Here is a 14,145-nt window from a genome sequence, read left to right on the forward strand (position 1 = left end):
GGGTTTTTGGGGGGGGGGGGGGGGACCCCCGCCCGGCCCCCCCCGCCCCTCGCCCTGCGTACGTGCAGCTCAGCCCTGGACGCCGAGCTTCTCCAGCACCAGCTCGCGGACCCGCTTGGCATCGGCCTGGCCTCGGGTGATCTTCATGACCGCACCGATGAGCGCGCCGGCCGCCGCGAGGTTGCCGCCGCGGATCTTGTCGGCGATGGCGCCGTTGGCCGCGATGGCCTCGTCGACGGCGGCGCCGAGGGCGCCCTCGTCCGAGACGACCTTGAGGCCGCGCTTGTCGACGACGGTGTCCGGGTCGCCCTCGCCGGCGAGCACGCCCTCGATGACCTGCCGGGCCAGCTTGTCGTTGAGGTCACCGGACGCGACCAGCGCCGAGACCCGGGCGACCTGCGCCGCGGTGATCGGCAGCTCGGCAAGCTCCACGCCGTCCTCGTTGGAACGGCGGGCCAGCTCGCCCATCCACCACTTGCGGGCCGACGCCGCGTCCGCCCCGGCCTCGATCGTGGCGACGATCAGGTCGATGGCACCAGCGTTGAGGACGGACTGCATCTCGTGTTCGGAGATGCCCCAGTCCTCCTGCAGCCGCTTGCGCCGTACGCTCGGCAGCTCGGGCAGTCCGGCACGCAGTTCCTCGACCCAGTCACGCGCCGGCGCGATCGGGACGAGGTCGGGCTCGGGGAAGTACCGGTAGTCCTCGGCCTCCTCCTTGATCCGGCCGGGGGTGGTGGAGCCGTCCTCCTCGTGGAAGTGCCGGGTCTCCTGGATGATCGTGCCGCCGGAGTTGAGCACCGCCGCGTGCCGCTGGATCTCGTAGCGGGCGGCGCGCTCGACACTGCGCAGCGAGTTGACGTTCTTGGTCTCGCTGCGGGTGCCGAACTTCTCGCGCCCGTGCGGCCGCAGCGACAGGTTGACGTCGCAGCGCATCTGGCCCTGCTCCATACGGGCCTCGGAGACGCCCAGCGCCTTGATCAGCTCGCGCAGCTCGGCGACGTACGCCTTCGCCACCTCCGGCGCCCGCGCGCCCGCGCCCTCGATGGGCTTGGTGACGATCTCGATCAGCGGGATGCCGGCCCGGTTGTAGTCGAGCAGCGAGTGGGACGCGCCGTGGATACGGCCGGTGGAGCCGCCGACGTGGAGCGACTTGCCGGTGTCCTCCTCCATGTGGGCGCGTTCGATCTGCACCCGGAAGACCTCGCCGTCCTCCAGCGAGACGTCCAGATAGCCGTTGAAGGCGATCGGCTCGTCGTACTGGGAGGTCTGGAAGTTCTTCGGCATGTCCGGGTAGAAGTAGTTCTTCCGGGCGAAGCGGCACCACTCGGCGATCTCGCAGTTGAGCGCGAGACCGATCTTGACGGCCGACTCGACGCCGATCGCGTTGACCACCGGCAGCGCGCCGGGCAGGCCCAGGCAGACAGGGCAGACCTGGCTGTTGGGCTCGGCTCCGAGCGTGGTGGAACAGCCGCAGAACATCTTGGTCTTGGTGCCGAGTTCGACGTGGACCTCGAGGCCCATCACCGGGTCGTACGCCGCGAGGGCGTCCTCGTATGACACCAGGTCGTGAGTCACAGTCATTCCTATCAACCCGCCAGCACGTCGTCGTCGCCCAGCCGGCGCAGCTCGCGCACCAGCAGCGCGATGCCGGTCGCGATGGCCGCGGCACTGATCACCGCGTCCAGCAGCAGCAGCTTGTCGTTCTCGGCCTTGCCCCTCTTCACCTGCTTGATGACACCGAGGGTGCCGAAGAGGGTCGTACCGATGGACAGGTAGGTGCCGGGCTTGCTCTTCTTGAAGCCCTTGGCCTTCTCCAGCTTGCTCACAGTGTCGGTGCCTCCTCCAGCAGCGGGTGCCCCCAGCGTGCGGTGAAGCCCGCCTCCACGGCGGCACCGACACGGTAGAGCCGGTCGTCGGCCAGGGCGGGCGCGATGATCTGCAGACCCACCGGCAGCCCGTCCTCGGGGGCGAGCCCGCACGGTACGGACATGGCCGAGTTGCCCGCCAGGTTGGCCGGGATGGTGCACAGGTCGGCGAGGTACATCGCCATCGGGTCGTCCGCCCGCTCCCCGATCGGGAAGGCGGTCGTCGGCGTGGTCGGCGAGATGATCACGTCGACCGAGCCGAAGGAGCGCTCGAAGTCCCGCGTGATGAGGGTGCGAACCTTCTGGGCGCTGCCGTAGTACGCGTCGTAGTAGCCGGAGCTGAGCGCGTACGTACCGAGCATGATCCGGCGCTTCACCTCGGGGCCGAACCCGGCCTCGCGGGTGAGGGCGGTGACCTCCTCGGCCGAGCGGGTGCCGTCGTCGCCGACCCGCAGGCCGTAGCGCAGGCCGTCGAAGCGGGCGAGGTTCGAGGACGCCTCGGAGGGGGCGATCAGGTAGTACGCGGCCAGCGCGTACGTGAAGGAGGGGCAGGAGAGCTCGACGATCTCCGCGCCCAGCTCACGCAACAGCTCCACCGCGTCGTTGAAGCGCTCGACGACGCCGGCCTGGTAGCCCTCGCCGCTGAACTCCTTGACGACGCCTACCCGAAGTCCCTTGACGTTGCCGTTGCGCGCGGCCTCGACGACCGGCGGCACGGGCGCGTCGATCGACGTCGAGTCCATCGGGTCGTGGCCCGCGATGGCCTCGTGCAGCAGCGCCGCGTCCAGGACCGTACGGGCGCAGGGCCCGCCCTGGTCGAGGGACGAGCTGAACGCCACCATGCCGTACCGGGACACCGCGCCGTACGTCGGCTTGACGCCGACCGTGCCGGTGACGGCGGCGGGCTGGCGGATGGAACCGCCGGTGTCCGTGCCGATCGCCAGCGGCGCCTGGAACGACGCCAGGGCGGCGGCACTGCCACCGCCGGAGCCGCCCGGGATCCGGGTGAGGTCCCACGGGTTGCCGGTCGGGCCGTAGGCGCTGTTCTCGGTGGAGGACCCCATGGCGAACTCGTCCATGTTGGTCTTGCCGAGGATCACGATTCCGGCGTTCCGCAGGCGGGTGGTGACCGTCGCGTCGTACGGCGGGATCCAACCGTCGAGGATCTTGCTGCCGACGGTCGTCGGGACGCCCTTCGTGGTGAAGATGTCCTTCAGGGCGAGCGGCACTCCCGCGAGCGGGCCGAGCTTCTCGCCGGCGGCGCGCTTGTCGTCGACCGCCCTGGCCGCCTTGAGGGCGCCCTCGGTGTCGACGTGCAGGAAGGCGTGCACCTTCTCGTCCACCGCGCCGATGCGGTCCAGGTGCGCCTGGGCCACCTCGACGGCGGACGCCTCGCCGGACGCGATGGTCGCGGCGGTCTCGGCTGCGTTGAGCCTGGTGAGATCGGTCATCGTGATCAGTCCTCCCCCAGGATCTGCGGCACCTTGAAGCGCTGCTGCTCCTGGGCCGGGGCGCCGGACAGCGCCTCCGCCGGGGTCAGGCAGGGCCCTACCTCGTCAGGGCGCATGACATTGGTCAACGGCAGCGGGTGGGAGGTCGGGGGTACGTCCTCGCCGGCCACCTCGGAGACGCGGGCTACCGCGCCGATGATCTCGTCCAGCTGCGAGGCGAAGTGGTCGAGCTCTTCGTCCTTCAGCTCAAGACGCGACAGCCGGCCGAGGTGGGCGACCTCCTCGCGCGTGATGCCAGGCATGCAGCGATCCTCTGGGGGTGAGTTTGGTGTTTTCGGGCCAATCCTATGGGGGCGGGCCCCCACGGGGCGAAACGCTTTGCGTACCCGCCTTCGTCGGCGCCCACTGCGTGGGCAGTGCGCCCGGCCTGGCGGCCGGGCGGTGTTTCCCACCCGCACCACCCGTGCGGCAGTCGTTGTCGGCTTTCGGTGGCCCTTGTGGGTGGTTGCACGCCGTCGGCGGCTCTCCGTGCAGTGGCCCGAAGCCACCGGCGGGGCGTAACCACCCAGAGGAGCCACCGTCAGCCGAAGAACAGAGCCGCACGGGCGAGCGAAGCGAGATGGGGGTCCCCCGGCCGAAGGCTGGGGGAGGGTGGGAAACACCGCCCGGCCGCAGGCCGGGCGCAGCCGGGAGCGCGGCTCAGCCGACGTCCGGCACAGCCTGCGCCGCAGGCGTGGGCGCCACAGGCGTGGGCGCCGGCGTGGGCGCAGCCTCGAGCTCCCTCGGGCGGTGCCAGCCCGTACGGCCGCGAAGCCGCAACCACGCCGTGGTCTCGTCCGGCGGCATCGCGGCGGCGACCAGCCAGCCCTGGATGGCGTCGCACCCCAGGTCCCGGAGCCGCTCCCAGGTCTCGTCGTCCTCGACGCCCTCCGCGACGACGAGAAGACCGAGTGAGTGCGCGAGGTCGATCGTGCAGCGCACGATCTCCGCGTCCTCCGCATCGACGACGAGCCGGGCCACGAACGACCGGTCGATCTTGAGCTCGCTCACCGGCAGCCGCCGCAGATGGACCAGCGACGAGTACCCGGTGCCGAAGTCGTCCAGCGACATCTTCACGCCGTGCCCGGTCAGCCCAGCGAGGGTGTCCGCGGCCCGCTGCGGGTCCTCGAGGAGTACGTGTTCCGTTATCTCCAGCTGGAGCGCCCCCGGCGGGACCCCGTGCCGAGCCAGCCGCGCGGCCACCGCACCGGCGAAGCCGGGCGAGTGCACGTCGCGCGGCGAGACATTGACGGCGACCGGCACTTCGAGCCCCATGGCCCGCCAGCGGGCGATCTGGCCGAGCGCCTTCTCCAGGACGTACTCCGTGAGGTGCGGCATGAGCCCGGAGGTCTCGGCGATGGCGATGAAGTCCTCGGGGCTGACCCGGCCGCGCTCCGGGTGGACCCAGCGCACCAGCGCCTCGAGCCCGACCACCTGCCCGTCGAAGCGGACCTTGGGCTGGTAGTGCAGTTCGACGTCGCCGGCGTCCAGCGCGCGGCGCAGGTCGCCGAGGAGGCCGAGCCGGTCGGGGGTGTTGCCGTCGCGCTTGGCCTCGTAGACCTCGACGCCGCTGCGGTCACGTTTCGCCTGGTACATCGCGACGTCGGCGCGCCGCAGCAGGCCCTCCGCATCGCCGGCGTGGTCCGGATAGACGGCGACCCCGGCGCTCGCTTCGAGAACCAGGGTCAGACCGTCGAGGCTTAAGGGCGAGCTCAGCGCGGCCACCAGCGTCCGGGCGATCCGCTGGGCCCGGGTCGGCGAGTCGCAGGTCGGCAGCAGCACCGCGAACTCGTCACCGCCGAGCCGGGCGGCCTCGGCGCCCCTGGGGAGGGCGAGCCGCAGGCGGTCGGCGATCTGCAGCAGCAGCCGGTCGCCGGCCATGTGCCCGAGGGTGTCGTTGACGGAGCGGAACTTGTCCAGGTCGATCAGCACCAGGGCCGTCCGGTCCCCGTTGCGCTGCGCGTCGTCAATTGCCGTCCAGGCGCGCTCCAGCAGCCACTGCCGGTTCGGCAGCCCGGTGAGGGGATCCCGCAGCTGCTCCTCGGCCCGGGCGTGCGCGATCCAGAGCGTGGAGTCCAGCGCGATGAGCGGCACCGCGAAGAGCGGGAGCAGTACGGGGAGTTGTACGGCGACGACGATGATGAGCGGCGAGATGCCGAGCAGCGCGACGCCGACGAGCCCCTGCCGGATCAGTGCCGTACGGGCCACCGTCGGCAGTCCGCCGTCGCGCGGGACGATGGCATACCACAGAAGGGTGCGGGTCGCAGCGAGGTAGGCGAGCGCGGAGACGACGACAGCCGGTACGGCGGCCATCCCCCAAGTGGAGGGGTACCAGGGCTGCTCGGCCGAGGGATGGGTGCCGAAGGCGGCCAGTCCCAGCGAGGCCGCGCCGATGCCGAGGATGTCGACGGCGCCGTGCAGCATGGCCTGCCGCCAGCGGTGCCGGCGGGCGCAGCCGACGAGTACGACGACGGCCAGGCTGACCAGGACGGCGGGCACCCAGCCGTAGAGCAGGAGCATGGCCAGGGTCAGCGAGGCGCCGGATCCCGTGCCGCCCCACCAGCGGTCGCGGCCCATGGCGACGAGATGGCCGACGATGATGCCGGTCAGGACGGCGAAGGCCCAGCCCACGGTGCCGCCGGGGAAGAGCGCGTCGCCGTCCAGTCGGACCCGGGTGACACCGGTGCCGAGTGCCAGCCCGGCGGCGCCGACGACCGCGTACCTCAGTGCTGCCGATGGCAGCGCCGGCGCGGCCGACTGACTCAGCCGCCGCGCCGGTCCGGCGCTGTCCGTCGGTTCCATGCCCGTCCCTCTCGCAGCCCGTGCCGGTGGATCGATCACGCCTTTGGCCCACGGGATGGAGGCGCGCTTCTCAACAGTAGGCCGGATAAGGCTGCCACGGGCACCGATCGGCTGCTGTTGCCCGATTGCGACCTGGCCGCCCGGATCCTTCTGGTATCGGCCGAACGGGTGATGACGTGCCGTCACTCGGCAGGGTTGACCGCCGCCGCCCGGGCCGCTTCGGCACCTTGTTCGAGGAGTACGCCGAAGCCGTCCTCGTCCAGGACCGGCACCTTCAGCTGGATGGCCTTGTCGTACTTCGAGCCGGGGTTGTCGCCGACCACCACGAAGTCGGTCTTCTTCGACACCGACCCGGTGACCTTCGCCCCACGGCTGCCGAGCGCCTCCTTCGCGCCGTCCCGGGTGTATGTGGCGAGGGTGCCGGTGACGACGACGGTGAGCCCTTCGAGGGGGCGCGGCCCTTCGTCGGAGCCCTCCTCGGTGAACTTGACCCCGGCCCGCCGCCACTTCTCGATGATCTCCAGGTGCCAGTCCTCGGCGAACCACTGCTTGAGCGAGGCCGCGATGGTCGGGCCGACGCCCTCGACCGCCGCCAGCTCCTCCTCGCCCGCGTCCTTGATCCGGTCCAGGTCGCGGAACTCACGGGCCAGGGCCTCGGCGGCGACCGGGCCGACGTGACGGATCGACAGCCCGGTGATGATCCGGGCCAGCGGGCGCTGCTTGGCGGCCTGGATGTTGTCCAGCATGGCCAGGGTGTTCTTCTTCGGCTCGCCCTTCTGGTTGGCGAAGACCGTGGCGATCTTCGGCTCGCCGCTCTCCGGGTCGCGCTTGGGCAGTCCGGTGTCCTGGTCGAGTACGTACGCCCTGATGGGGAGCAGGTCCTCGACCTTGAGGTCGAACAGGTCGCCCTCGTCGCGCAGCGGAGGATCGGCAGGCTCCAGCGGCTTGGTGAGGGCGGCGGCCGCGACATAGCCGAAGCTCTCGATGTCGAGGCACCTGCGGCCGCCGAGGTAGAACAGCCGCTCGCGCAACTGGGCGGGGCAGGAGCGGGCGTTGGGGCACCGAAGGTCGATGTCCCCCTCCTTCATCGGGCGTAGCTCCGAACCGCACTCCGGGCACTCGGCGGGCATCACGAACTCCCGCTCGGTGCCGTCCCGCAGATCGGCGACCGGGCCGAGGATCTCCGGGATGACGTCGCCGGCCTTGCGCAGCACCACGGTGTCGCCGATGAGCACGCCCTTGGCCTTGACCACGTCCTGGTTGTGCAGGGTGGCGAACTCGACCTCGGAACCGGCGACCTTGACCGGCTCGACCACGGCATAGGGCGTGACTCGGCCGGTGCGTCCTACGCCGACCCGGATGTCGACCAGCTTGGTGTTGACCTCTTCGGGGGCGTACTTCCAGGCGATGGCCCAGCGCGGGGCGCGGGCGGTGGACCCGAGGCGGCCCTGGAGCGGGATCTCGTCGATCTTGATGACGATGCCGTCGATCTCGTGCTCGACGTCATGGCGGTGCTCGCCGTAGTAGGCGATGACCTCCTTGACCTCGGCGAGGGTGTCCACGACGCGGGCGTGGGTGGTGGTCGGCAGGCCCCAGTCGCGCAGCAGGTCGTACGCCTGCGACAGCCGGTCGATGTCGAAGCCCTCACGGGCGCCGATGCCGTGCACCACCATGTGCAGCGGGCGGCTCGCGGTGACCCGGGGGTCCTTCTGGCGCAGCGAACCGGCCGCCGCGTTGCGCGGGTTGGCGAAGGGCTTGTCACCCGCCTCGACCAGGCGGGCGTTAAGCTCCTCGAACTTCTCCATGGGGAAGTAGACCTCGCCGCGGATCTCGACCAGCGCCGGGATCCGGTCCCCGGCCAGCCGGTCCGGGATCTCGGCGATGGTGCGGACGTTGGGCGTGATGTCCTCACCGGTGCGGCCGTCGCCCCGGGTCGCGGCGCGGGTGAGCCGGCCGTGCTCGTACGTGAGGTTGACGGCGAGGCCGTCCACCTTGAGCTCGCACAGGAAGTGGTACGGGCTGTGTTCGTTGTCGGGGGGGCCCAGTTCGGCGACGATGCGCTCGGCCCAGGCGTCCAGCTCCTCGTCCTCGAAGGCGTTGTCGAGGGAGAGCATGCGCTCGCGGTGCTGGACGGAGGTGAACTCGGTCGCGTACGCACCCGCGACCTTCTGCGTCGGGGAGTCGGGGGTGCGCAGCTCCGGATACTCCTCCTCCAGCGCCTCGAGCTTCCGCAGCAGGCGGTCGAAGTCGGCGTCGCTGACGACCGGTGCGTCGTTGACGTAGTAACGGAAGCGGTGCTCCTCGACCTCTTCGGCCAGCCGGCCGTGCTGCTCGCGTACCTCGGCAGGAATCTCCACTTCCCCGTCCTTCCTCACTCTGGGTTGTCGACGAGCGATCGTGCAGCCTTCGAGCAGTGCTCGAGCACGGCACGGGCATAGGCCGGTGAGGCCCCCGCCAGACCGCAGGACGGGGTGACGGCAACGGAGCGGCCCAAGGCCCCCGGTGCCAGTCCCAGCCTGCGCCACAGCGCCCGAACACCACTGACGCTACCGGCAGGGTCTGACAATCGGGAGTCCGTGCCCGGCACGACACCGGCGAACAGCGCGGTCCCCGCTTCGGCGGCCTCCCCGAAGTCGTCCCAGTCACTCTCCGTCAGCAAGTCGAAGTCGAACGACACCCCGGCGACCCCGGCACGGCGCAGCAGCGCGAAGGGCACCTCCGGCGCGCACGAGTGGGCGATCACCGGCGCCCCGACACCGCCGATCACCTCCCGCAGGCCGCCCTCCACCACCTGGCGGTCCACCGCCCGGTACGTCCGGTAGCCGCTGGCCGACCTGATGCGCCCGAGCAGGACAGCGGTCAGCGAGGGCTCGTCCAACTGCAGGACGAGCTGCGCGCCGGGGATGCGGCGGCGTACGTCGGCGACGTGCAGCCGAAGGCCTTCGGTGAGGGACTCGGTGAGGTCCCGGCAGGCCCCGGCGTCGGACAGCGCGGCCTCGCCGTTCTTGAGCTCGACGCCGGCCGCCAGCGTCCACGGGCCGACGGCCTGCACCTTCAGTACGCCGCCGTACCCTTGCGTGAACTCCTCCAGCGCGTCCAGGTCCTCGCCCAGCCACGCCCTGGCCCGCCGGGTGTCCCGCCCGGGCCGGTCCCCGAACCGCCAGCCGCTGGGCTCCACCCGGGCGTACAGCTCGACCAGCATCCCGAGCGTCCGCCCGAGCATGTCCGCGCCGGGACCCCGGGCCGGCAGCTCAGGCAGGAAGGGCAGCGCCTCCAGCGCCCCCGTCGACGTACGCGCCGCCTCCCGGGCGTCCTCGCCCGGCATGGACCCGATCCCCGTCGCCGCCCCTTCGGGCAGCACAAACTCATCCGTACTCACGCACGAAGCGTACGAGACCCGCCTAACGTCCCGGTCGCACCGTGAGGTCGTAGATCTCCGCATCGCGCGGCAGATCGATCGCCGTGAGGATGGTCGTCGCCACCGACTCCGGGTCGATCCAGCGCGCGGCGTCGTACTCCTTGCCCTCATGCCGGTGCACCTTGGCCTGCATCGGGGTCGCCGTCCGGCCCGGGTAGACCGAGGTGACGCGGACGCCGTTGCCGTGCTCCTCCAGGCGCAGCGCGTCGGCGAGCCCCTTCAGCGCGTGCTTGCTGGCGGCGTACGCGCCCCACTCGGCGTGCGCGTTCAGGCCCGCGCCGGAGTTGACGAAGACGACATGGCCGCGCGCCAGCCGCAGTTGGGGCAGGACGAGCCGGGTCAGCTCGGCAGGGGCGACCAGATTGGCCGCCAGCGTCTGCTGCCAGATCTTCGGGGTGAGTTCGCCGATCGCGCCCAGCTCGACGATGCCCGCGATGTGGTGCAGCGAGTCCAGCCGCTCCGGCAGCTCCTGGTGCGACAGCGCCCACGACAGCCGCTCCGGCTCCGCCAGGTCCCCGACCAGCGTACGAGCCCCGGGGAAGCCCACCGCCAGTTCCTTCGCCCGCCCCGCGTCACGCGCCAGCAGCCACAGCTGGTCGCCCCGCTCGATGAGGCGCCGCGCGACGGCGGCGCCGATGCCGGAACCGGCCCCGGTGATCAGATGAGTCGCCATGCCGACCATGATCCCATCCCCGTCACCGGATGCCGACGGCCGGAGGTCGGCGCAGCACCCCGAAGCAGCGACGCGTCGCGAGGGGGGGAAGGAGGTGCGCGGATGCCCGGCTACCCACCCACGGGCAGGGAGCACCCGCGAAGCGTCACCTCAGCCATCGGCGTCGACCGGCTCCGTCCCGTCGGCGGAGCGCAGGGCGACCAACGCCAGCAGGCAGGAGGCGATGGCGGCGATGCCGCAGACGATGTAGCCGACGGAGTAGCCGTGGCCGAGGGCCTCGAGGGCGAGGGAGGAGGCATGGCCGGGCGGGGTGGTGGCGGGGACGGAGTTGACGGCGAGGGGGCCGCCTTCGTGGGCGACTTCGGTGGCGGCGGCCTTGACCTGGGCGGTGAGGTCGGAGGAGGCGAGCTTGGTGGTGAACTCGGAGGCGGCGCGGGACAGGGCGATGGCGCCGATGACGGCCGGGCCGAGGGTGAAGCCGAAGTCACGCAGCAGGCTGGTGGAGGCGCTGGCCATGCCGGCGTAGTGGACGGGGACGGTGTTGACGGCGGTGGCGGTGATCGAGGAGACGGTGAACGCGAAGCCGATGCCGACCAGGCCGATGGGCAGGATGAGCGAGGTGAGCGCACGGTCGCCGACCGGGAGGGTGGCGGCGATGAAGTCGCCGACGGCTATCAGCCCGAGGCCGCCGCCGAGCACCCAGCGCGGGCTGACCTTCTCCAGGAGCCGGGAGATCAGCGGCATCAGGAGCAGGGTCCAGCTGTTGAGGAGGATGAAGGCGACCGAGGAGCGCAGCGGGCTCTGGTGCTGGATCGGGCCGAGCCGGATGCTGGTGGCGTAGGCGGTGCCGAGGTAGCTGAACATGCCGACGACGGCGACGATCGAGGCCACCGCGAAGGCGCGGTTCTTGAACAGGTCCAGGCGCAACAGCGGTGAGGCGGCGCGCCGTTCGGCCGCGATGAACAGGCCGATGAAGACGGCGGCGAGGACGTAGGCGATGACGACCGGGGTCGCGGTCCAGCCGTCCGTGGGGCCCTGGATGACCGCGTACAGCAGGGCGAACATGCCGACGCCCACGGTGATCTGGCCGGCCAGGTCCAGCGAACGGCCTTCGGGGGCGCTGGAGTTGTGCGCGAAGAGCTGGCTGAGCAGGGTGCTGACGGCGGCCAGTCCGGCCACGACGACGAAGGCGATGCGCCACGACCCGTAGTTGCCGGTGATGCCGCCGAGGACGGGGGCGACGAAGCCACCGCTGGACAGGGCGGCGGCCCAGATCGCGATCGTACGGGCGCGGTCGCGGGCGGTGTGGGTACCGGCGGCGATGACGGCCAGGGAGGTCGGGAAGAGGGCGGCGGCGCCGAGGCCGGCGATGACCTGGCCGATCCACAGCTGGTGCACACCGCTCGCGGCGGCGGCCACGACCTCACCGAGGAGCAGCAGCGCGGACCCGCCGACCAGCAGCCGCTTACGGCCGAAGAGGTCGCCGAGGACGCCGAAGGTCAGCTCGAGGACGGTGACGGGCAGCAGGAAGGCGTCCGAGATCCAGGTGAGCTGGGAGCCGATGGGGTGCAGATCCTCCTGGAACAGTCCGTTCAGGGTGGCCGGCATGGCCAGCGCGATCTGGGCCAGGCAGACGGCGAAACAGCCTGCGATCAGCGTGCCGAGGGGCAGACCGCCGCCCGGCGAGGCGCTTCCGGCCCCGAGGCCGGGGGTGGTGCGGGTTTGAGTGGACACGAAATGCTCCCTATGTACGGCGTTGTACGGCAGCGGCGCTCCGAGATTCGCTCGAATGTAGGGCTCTTTTTCGACGGCCGTCAATGGATTGCCCCATGTTTCCCGACGGCTATCCCATAACGGCGCTACGGGTGGGACTCAGGTGACGGGAATCGTGTCCAGCAGCAGCGCGGCCTCACCGCGCGCCGGACCCTCGTAGGCCTTCGCCAGCGACTGGAACAGCTCCTCGGCACGCGCGGCGGGCCAGTCCTCGGGCAGATGCTCGGCCGGCAGATGCGGGTCGGTACGGACCTGCTCCAGCCAGTCCGTGTGCAGCAGCAACTGGCGGGCCAGGTCACCGACGCCCTCGGCCTCCGCGCCCCAGCGCTCGAGGAAATCCCGGTACCCCTCGGCGACCGCCTCGACGTCGAAGGCCGTCTCCAGCACCGTACGGGCGTCGGTGGGCCCGGCGGCGGCCGCGCCCCGGAAGACCTTCAAGTGGTCGTCCAGCCCCAGCCCCTCGACCAGCGCCGGCACGTCCACCGCGCCGGGCGCCACCCACAGGCCGTTCTGCAGCAACCCGAAGCCGCCCCACACCAACCGCGAGCGCAGGTCGTGCCGCTCACGCCGCCACGCCTCGGGGAGGGAGTACCCCACCAGCGTCCAGGTGCCGTCCCAGTCCCGGTTCACCGCGCCGGTGTGCCAGATCCGGTCGTACCCGTCCTGCAGCACGGACGCCGCCCGCTCCGTCAGCCCGAAGTACGTCTTGCGGCCCACCCGGTGACGCACCAACAGCCCGCGCCCGACCATTCGCGTCAGCGTGGACCGTACCGCCTCCTCGCCCACCCCGACCCGCCCGAAGACATCGATCAGGCTGGCCGTGGCCACGGCTGTGCCCTGCCCCAGCACATGGATGCCGAAGAAGCTCAGCATCAGCGACTGCGGCCGGGCCGCCGCCTGCTGACCCGGTGACGTCACGCGGTGGCGTGCGCCTGCGTACGGCGCTCCGTCGTCGCGATCGTGGCCGAACCGACGACGCGCGTGCCGTCGTACAGGACGACCGCCTGGCCGGGCGCGATCCCCCGCACCGGCTCCCCGGTGAAGCGGACCCTCAGCTCGCCCTCGACCACCTCCGCCGTGACGGGGACATCGGCCCCGTGCGCGCGCAGCTGGGCGGTGTACGCCGCCGGGACCCCCGCGACGGGCGGGGTCCCGCACCAGCGCGGGCGGATGGCCGTCAGGGCGGTGACGTCCAGCGCGTCGGCCGGTCCCACGGTGACCGTGTTGTTCACCGGCGAGATGTCCAGCACGTACCGCGGCTTCCCGTCGGCCGCCGGCACCCCGAGTCGCAACCCCTTGCGCTGGCCGACGGTGAACCCGTAAGCGCCGGTGTGGGTGCCGAGCTTCATGCCGTCCTCGTCGAGGATGTCCCCCTCGGCGGTGCCCAGTCGCTTGGCCAGGAAGCCCTGCGTATCGCCGTCCGCGATGAAGCAGATGTCGTGACTGTCCGGCTTCTTCGCCACGGACAGCCTGCGGGCCGCCGCCTCGGCGCGGATCTCCTCCTTCGTGGTGAGCGTGTCACCCAGCGGGAAGAGCGCGTGCGCGAGCTGCCGCTCGTCCAGCACCCCCAGCACGTACGACTGGTCCTTGGCGGCGTCGCTCGCCCGGTGCAGCTCGCGGGTGCCGTCGGGGTTGACGACGACGGTGGCGTAATGGCCCGTACAGACGGCGTCGAAGCCGAGGGCTATCGCCTTGTCCAGCAGCGCCGCGAACTTGATCTTCTCATTGCAGCGCAGGCAAGGATTCGGGGTGCGGCCCTCGGCGTACTCGGCGAAGAAGTCCTCGACCACGTCCTCCCGGAAGCGGTCCGCCAGGTCCCACACGTAGAAGGGGATGCCGATCACATCCGCGGCGCGGCGTGCGTCGTGGCTGTCCTCGATCGTGCAGCACCCGCGTGCGCCGGTACGGAACGATTTCGGGTTCGCGGAGAGCGCGAGGTGCACGCCCGTCACGTCATGCCCCGCATCGGCCGCGCGGGCCGCGGCCACGGCGGAGTCCACGCCGCCGCTCATCGCGGCCAGCACGCGGAGGCGGCGGCCGTCGCCGGGGTTCGTGGGTGCACCGGGGAAGTCAGTCATAGCCCTACCAGAGTAATGGCACCGTCGGCCGCCGACGGCGAGAGAG

Annotated in this window: 11 protein-coding genes; all 11 read right to left on the reverse strand. The window is 71.4% G+C overall.

The annotated features are described in order from the left end of the window. Positions 1 to 69: 69 nt before the first annotated feature. Complete coding sequence (gatB, locus tag ACFXJ5_RS28305; protein WP_384636914.1) at positions 70 to 1,581, reverse strand: Asp-tRNA(Asn)/Glu-tRNA(Gln) amidotransferase subunit GatB; 1,512 nt, start codon at positions 1,579 to 1,581, stop codon at positions 70 to 72. Between the two features lie 5 nt (positions 1,582 to 1,586). Further along, positions 1,587 to 1,826: a hypothetical protein gene (locus ACFXJ5_RS28310; protein ID WP_384636916.1), complete on the reverse strand. Its 240-nt coding sequence runs from the start codon at positions 1,824 to 1,826 to the stop codon at positions 1,587 to 1,589. Further along, the gene (gene gatA, locus ACFXJ5_RS28315) at positions 1,823 to 3,316 is read right to left on the reverse strand and encodes an Asp-tRNA(Asn)/Glu-tRNA(Gln) amidotransferase subunit GatA (RefSeq protein ID WP_384636919.1); all 1,494 of its coding nucleotides are present in this window, start codon (positions 3,314 to 3,316) and stop codon (positions 1,823 to 1,825) included. Before gatA ends, ACFXJ5_RS28310 begins: the two co-directional genes overlap by 4 nt. 5 nt (positions 3,317 to 3,321) lie before the next feature. Continuing rightward, complete coding sequence (gene gatC, locus ACFXJ5_RS28320) at positions 3,322 to 3,618, reverse strand: Asp-tRNA(Asn)/Glu-tRNA(Gln) amidotransferase subunit GatC (RefSeq protein ID WP_384636922.1); 297 nt, start codon at positions 3,616 to 3,618, stop codon at positions 3,322 to 3,324. 397 nt (positions 3,619 to 4,015) lie between these two features. Beyond that, positions 4,016 to 6,157, reverse strand: a complete 2,142-nt coding sequence (locus ACFXJ5_RS28325; protein WP_384636924.1) for a putative bifunctional diguanylate cyclase/phosphodiesterase — start codon at positions 6,155 to 6,157, stop codon at positions 4,016 to 4,018. Between the two features lie 182 nt (positions 6,158 to 6,339). Further along, on the reverse strand, positions 6,340 to 8,514 hold the full coding sequence (ligA, locus tag ACFXJ5_RS28330; RefSeq protein WP_384636927.1) for an NAD-dependent DNA ligase LigA: 2,175 nt from the start codon (positions 8,512 to 8,514) through the stop codon (positions 6,340 to 6,342). A 14-nt stretch (positions 8,515 to 8,528) separates the two neighbouring features. Then, positions 8,529 to 9,536 (reverse strand): methionine synthase, encoded by a 1,008-nt coding sequence (locus tag ACFXJ5_RS28335; RefSeq protein ID WP_384636930.1) that lies wholly within the window; start codon positions 9,534 to 9,536, stop codon positions 8,529 to 8,531. A gap of 22 nt (positions 9,537 to 9,558) precedes the next feature. After that, positions 9,559 to 10,248: an SDR family oxidoreductase gene (locus ACFXJ5_RS28340; RefSeq protein WP_384636933.1), complete on the reverse strand. Its 690-nt coding sequence runs from the start codon at positions 10,246 to 10,248 to the stop codon at positions 9,559 to 9,561. A 150-nt stretch (positions 10,249 to 10,398) separates the two neighbouring features. Next, a complete protein-coding gene (locus ACFXJ5_RS28345; RefSeq protein WP_384636936.1) occupies positions 10,399 to 11,982 on the reverse strand; it encodes an MFS transporter in 1,584 nt (527 codons plus the stop codon). Positions 11,983 to 12,120: 138 nt separating this feature from the next. Next, a complete protein-coding gene (locus ACFXJ5_RS28350; RefSeq protein ID WP_384636939.1) occupies positions 12,121 to 12,939 on the reverse strand; it encodes a PaaX family transcriptional regulator C-terminal domain-containing protein in 819 nt (272 codons plus the stop codon). Then, positions 12,936 to 14,099: a tRNA 2-thiouridine(34) synthase MnmA gene (gene mnmA, locus ACFXJ5_RS28355; protein WP_384636941.1), complete on the reverse strand. Its 1,164-nt coding sequence runs from the start codon at positions 14,097 to 14,099 to the stop codon at positions 12,936 to 12,938. The genes ACFXJ5_RS28350 and mnmA overlap by 4 nt, the downstream gene beginning before the upstream one ends. Positions 14,100 to 14,145 lie beyond the last annotated feature (46 nt).

Source organism: Streptomyces sp. NPDC059373 (genome assembly GCF_042751495.1).
GTDB lineage: Bacteria > Actinomycetota > Actinomycetes > Streptomycetales > Streptomycetaceae > Actinacidiphila.

What these genes read in the sequence shown, in the direction of transcription:
- gatB (WP_384636914.1), bottom strand. Translation starts at nt 1,581, where the DNA reads ATGACTGTGACTCACGACCTGGTGTCATACGAGGACGCCCTCGCGGCG.
- gatA (WP_384636919.1), bottom strand. Translation starts at nt 3,316, where the DNA reads ATGACCGATCTCACCAGGCTCAACGCAGCCGAGACCGCCGCGACCATC.
- gatC (WP_384636922.1), bottom strand. Translation starts at nt 3,618, where the DNA reads ATGCCTGGCATCACGCGCGAGGAGGTCGCCCACCTCGGCCGGCTGTCG.
- ACFXJ5_RS28325 (WP_384636924.1), bottom strand. Translation starts at nt 6,157, where the DNA reads ATGGAACCGACGGACAGCGCCGGACCGGCGCGGCGGCTGAGTCAGTCG.
- ACFXJ5_RS28340 (WP_384636933.1), bottom strand. Translation starts at nt 10,248, where the DNA reads ATGGCGACTCATCTGATCACCGGGGCCGGTTCCGGCATCGGCGCCGCC.
- mnmA (WP_384636941.1), bottom strand. Translation starts at nt 14,099, where the DNA reads ATGACTGACTTCCCCGGTGCACCCACGAACCCCGGCGACGGCCGCCGC.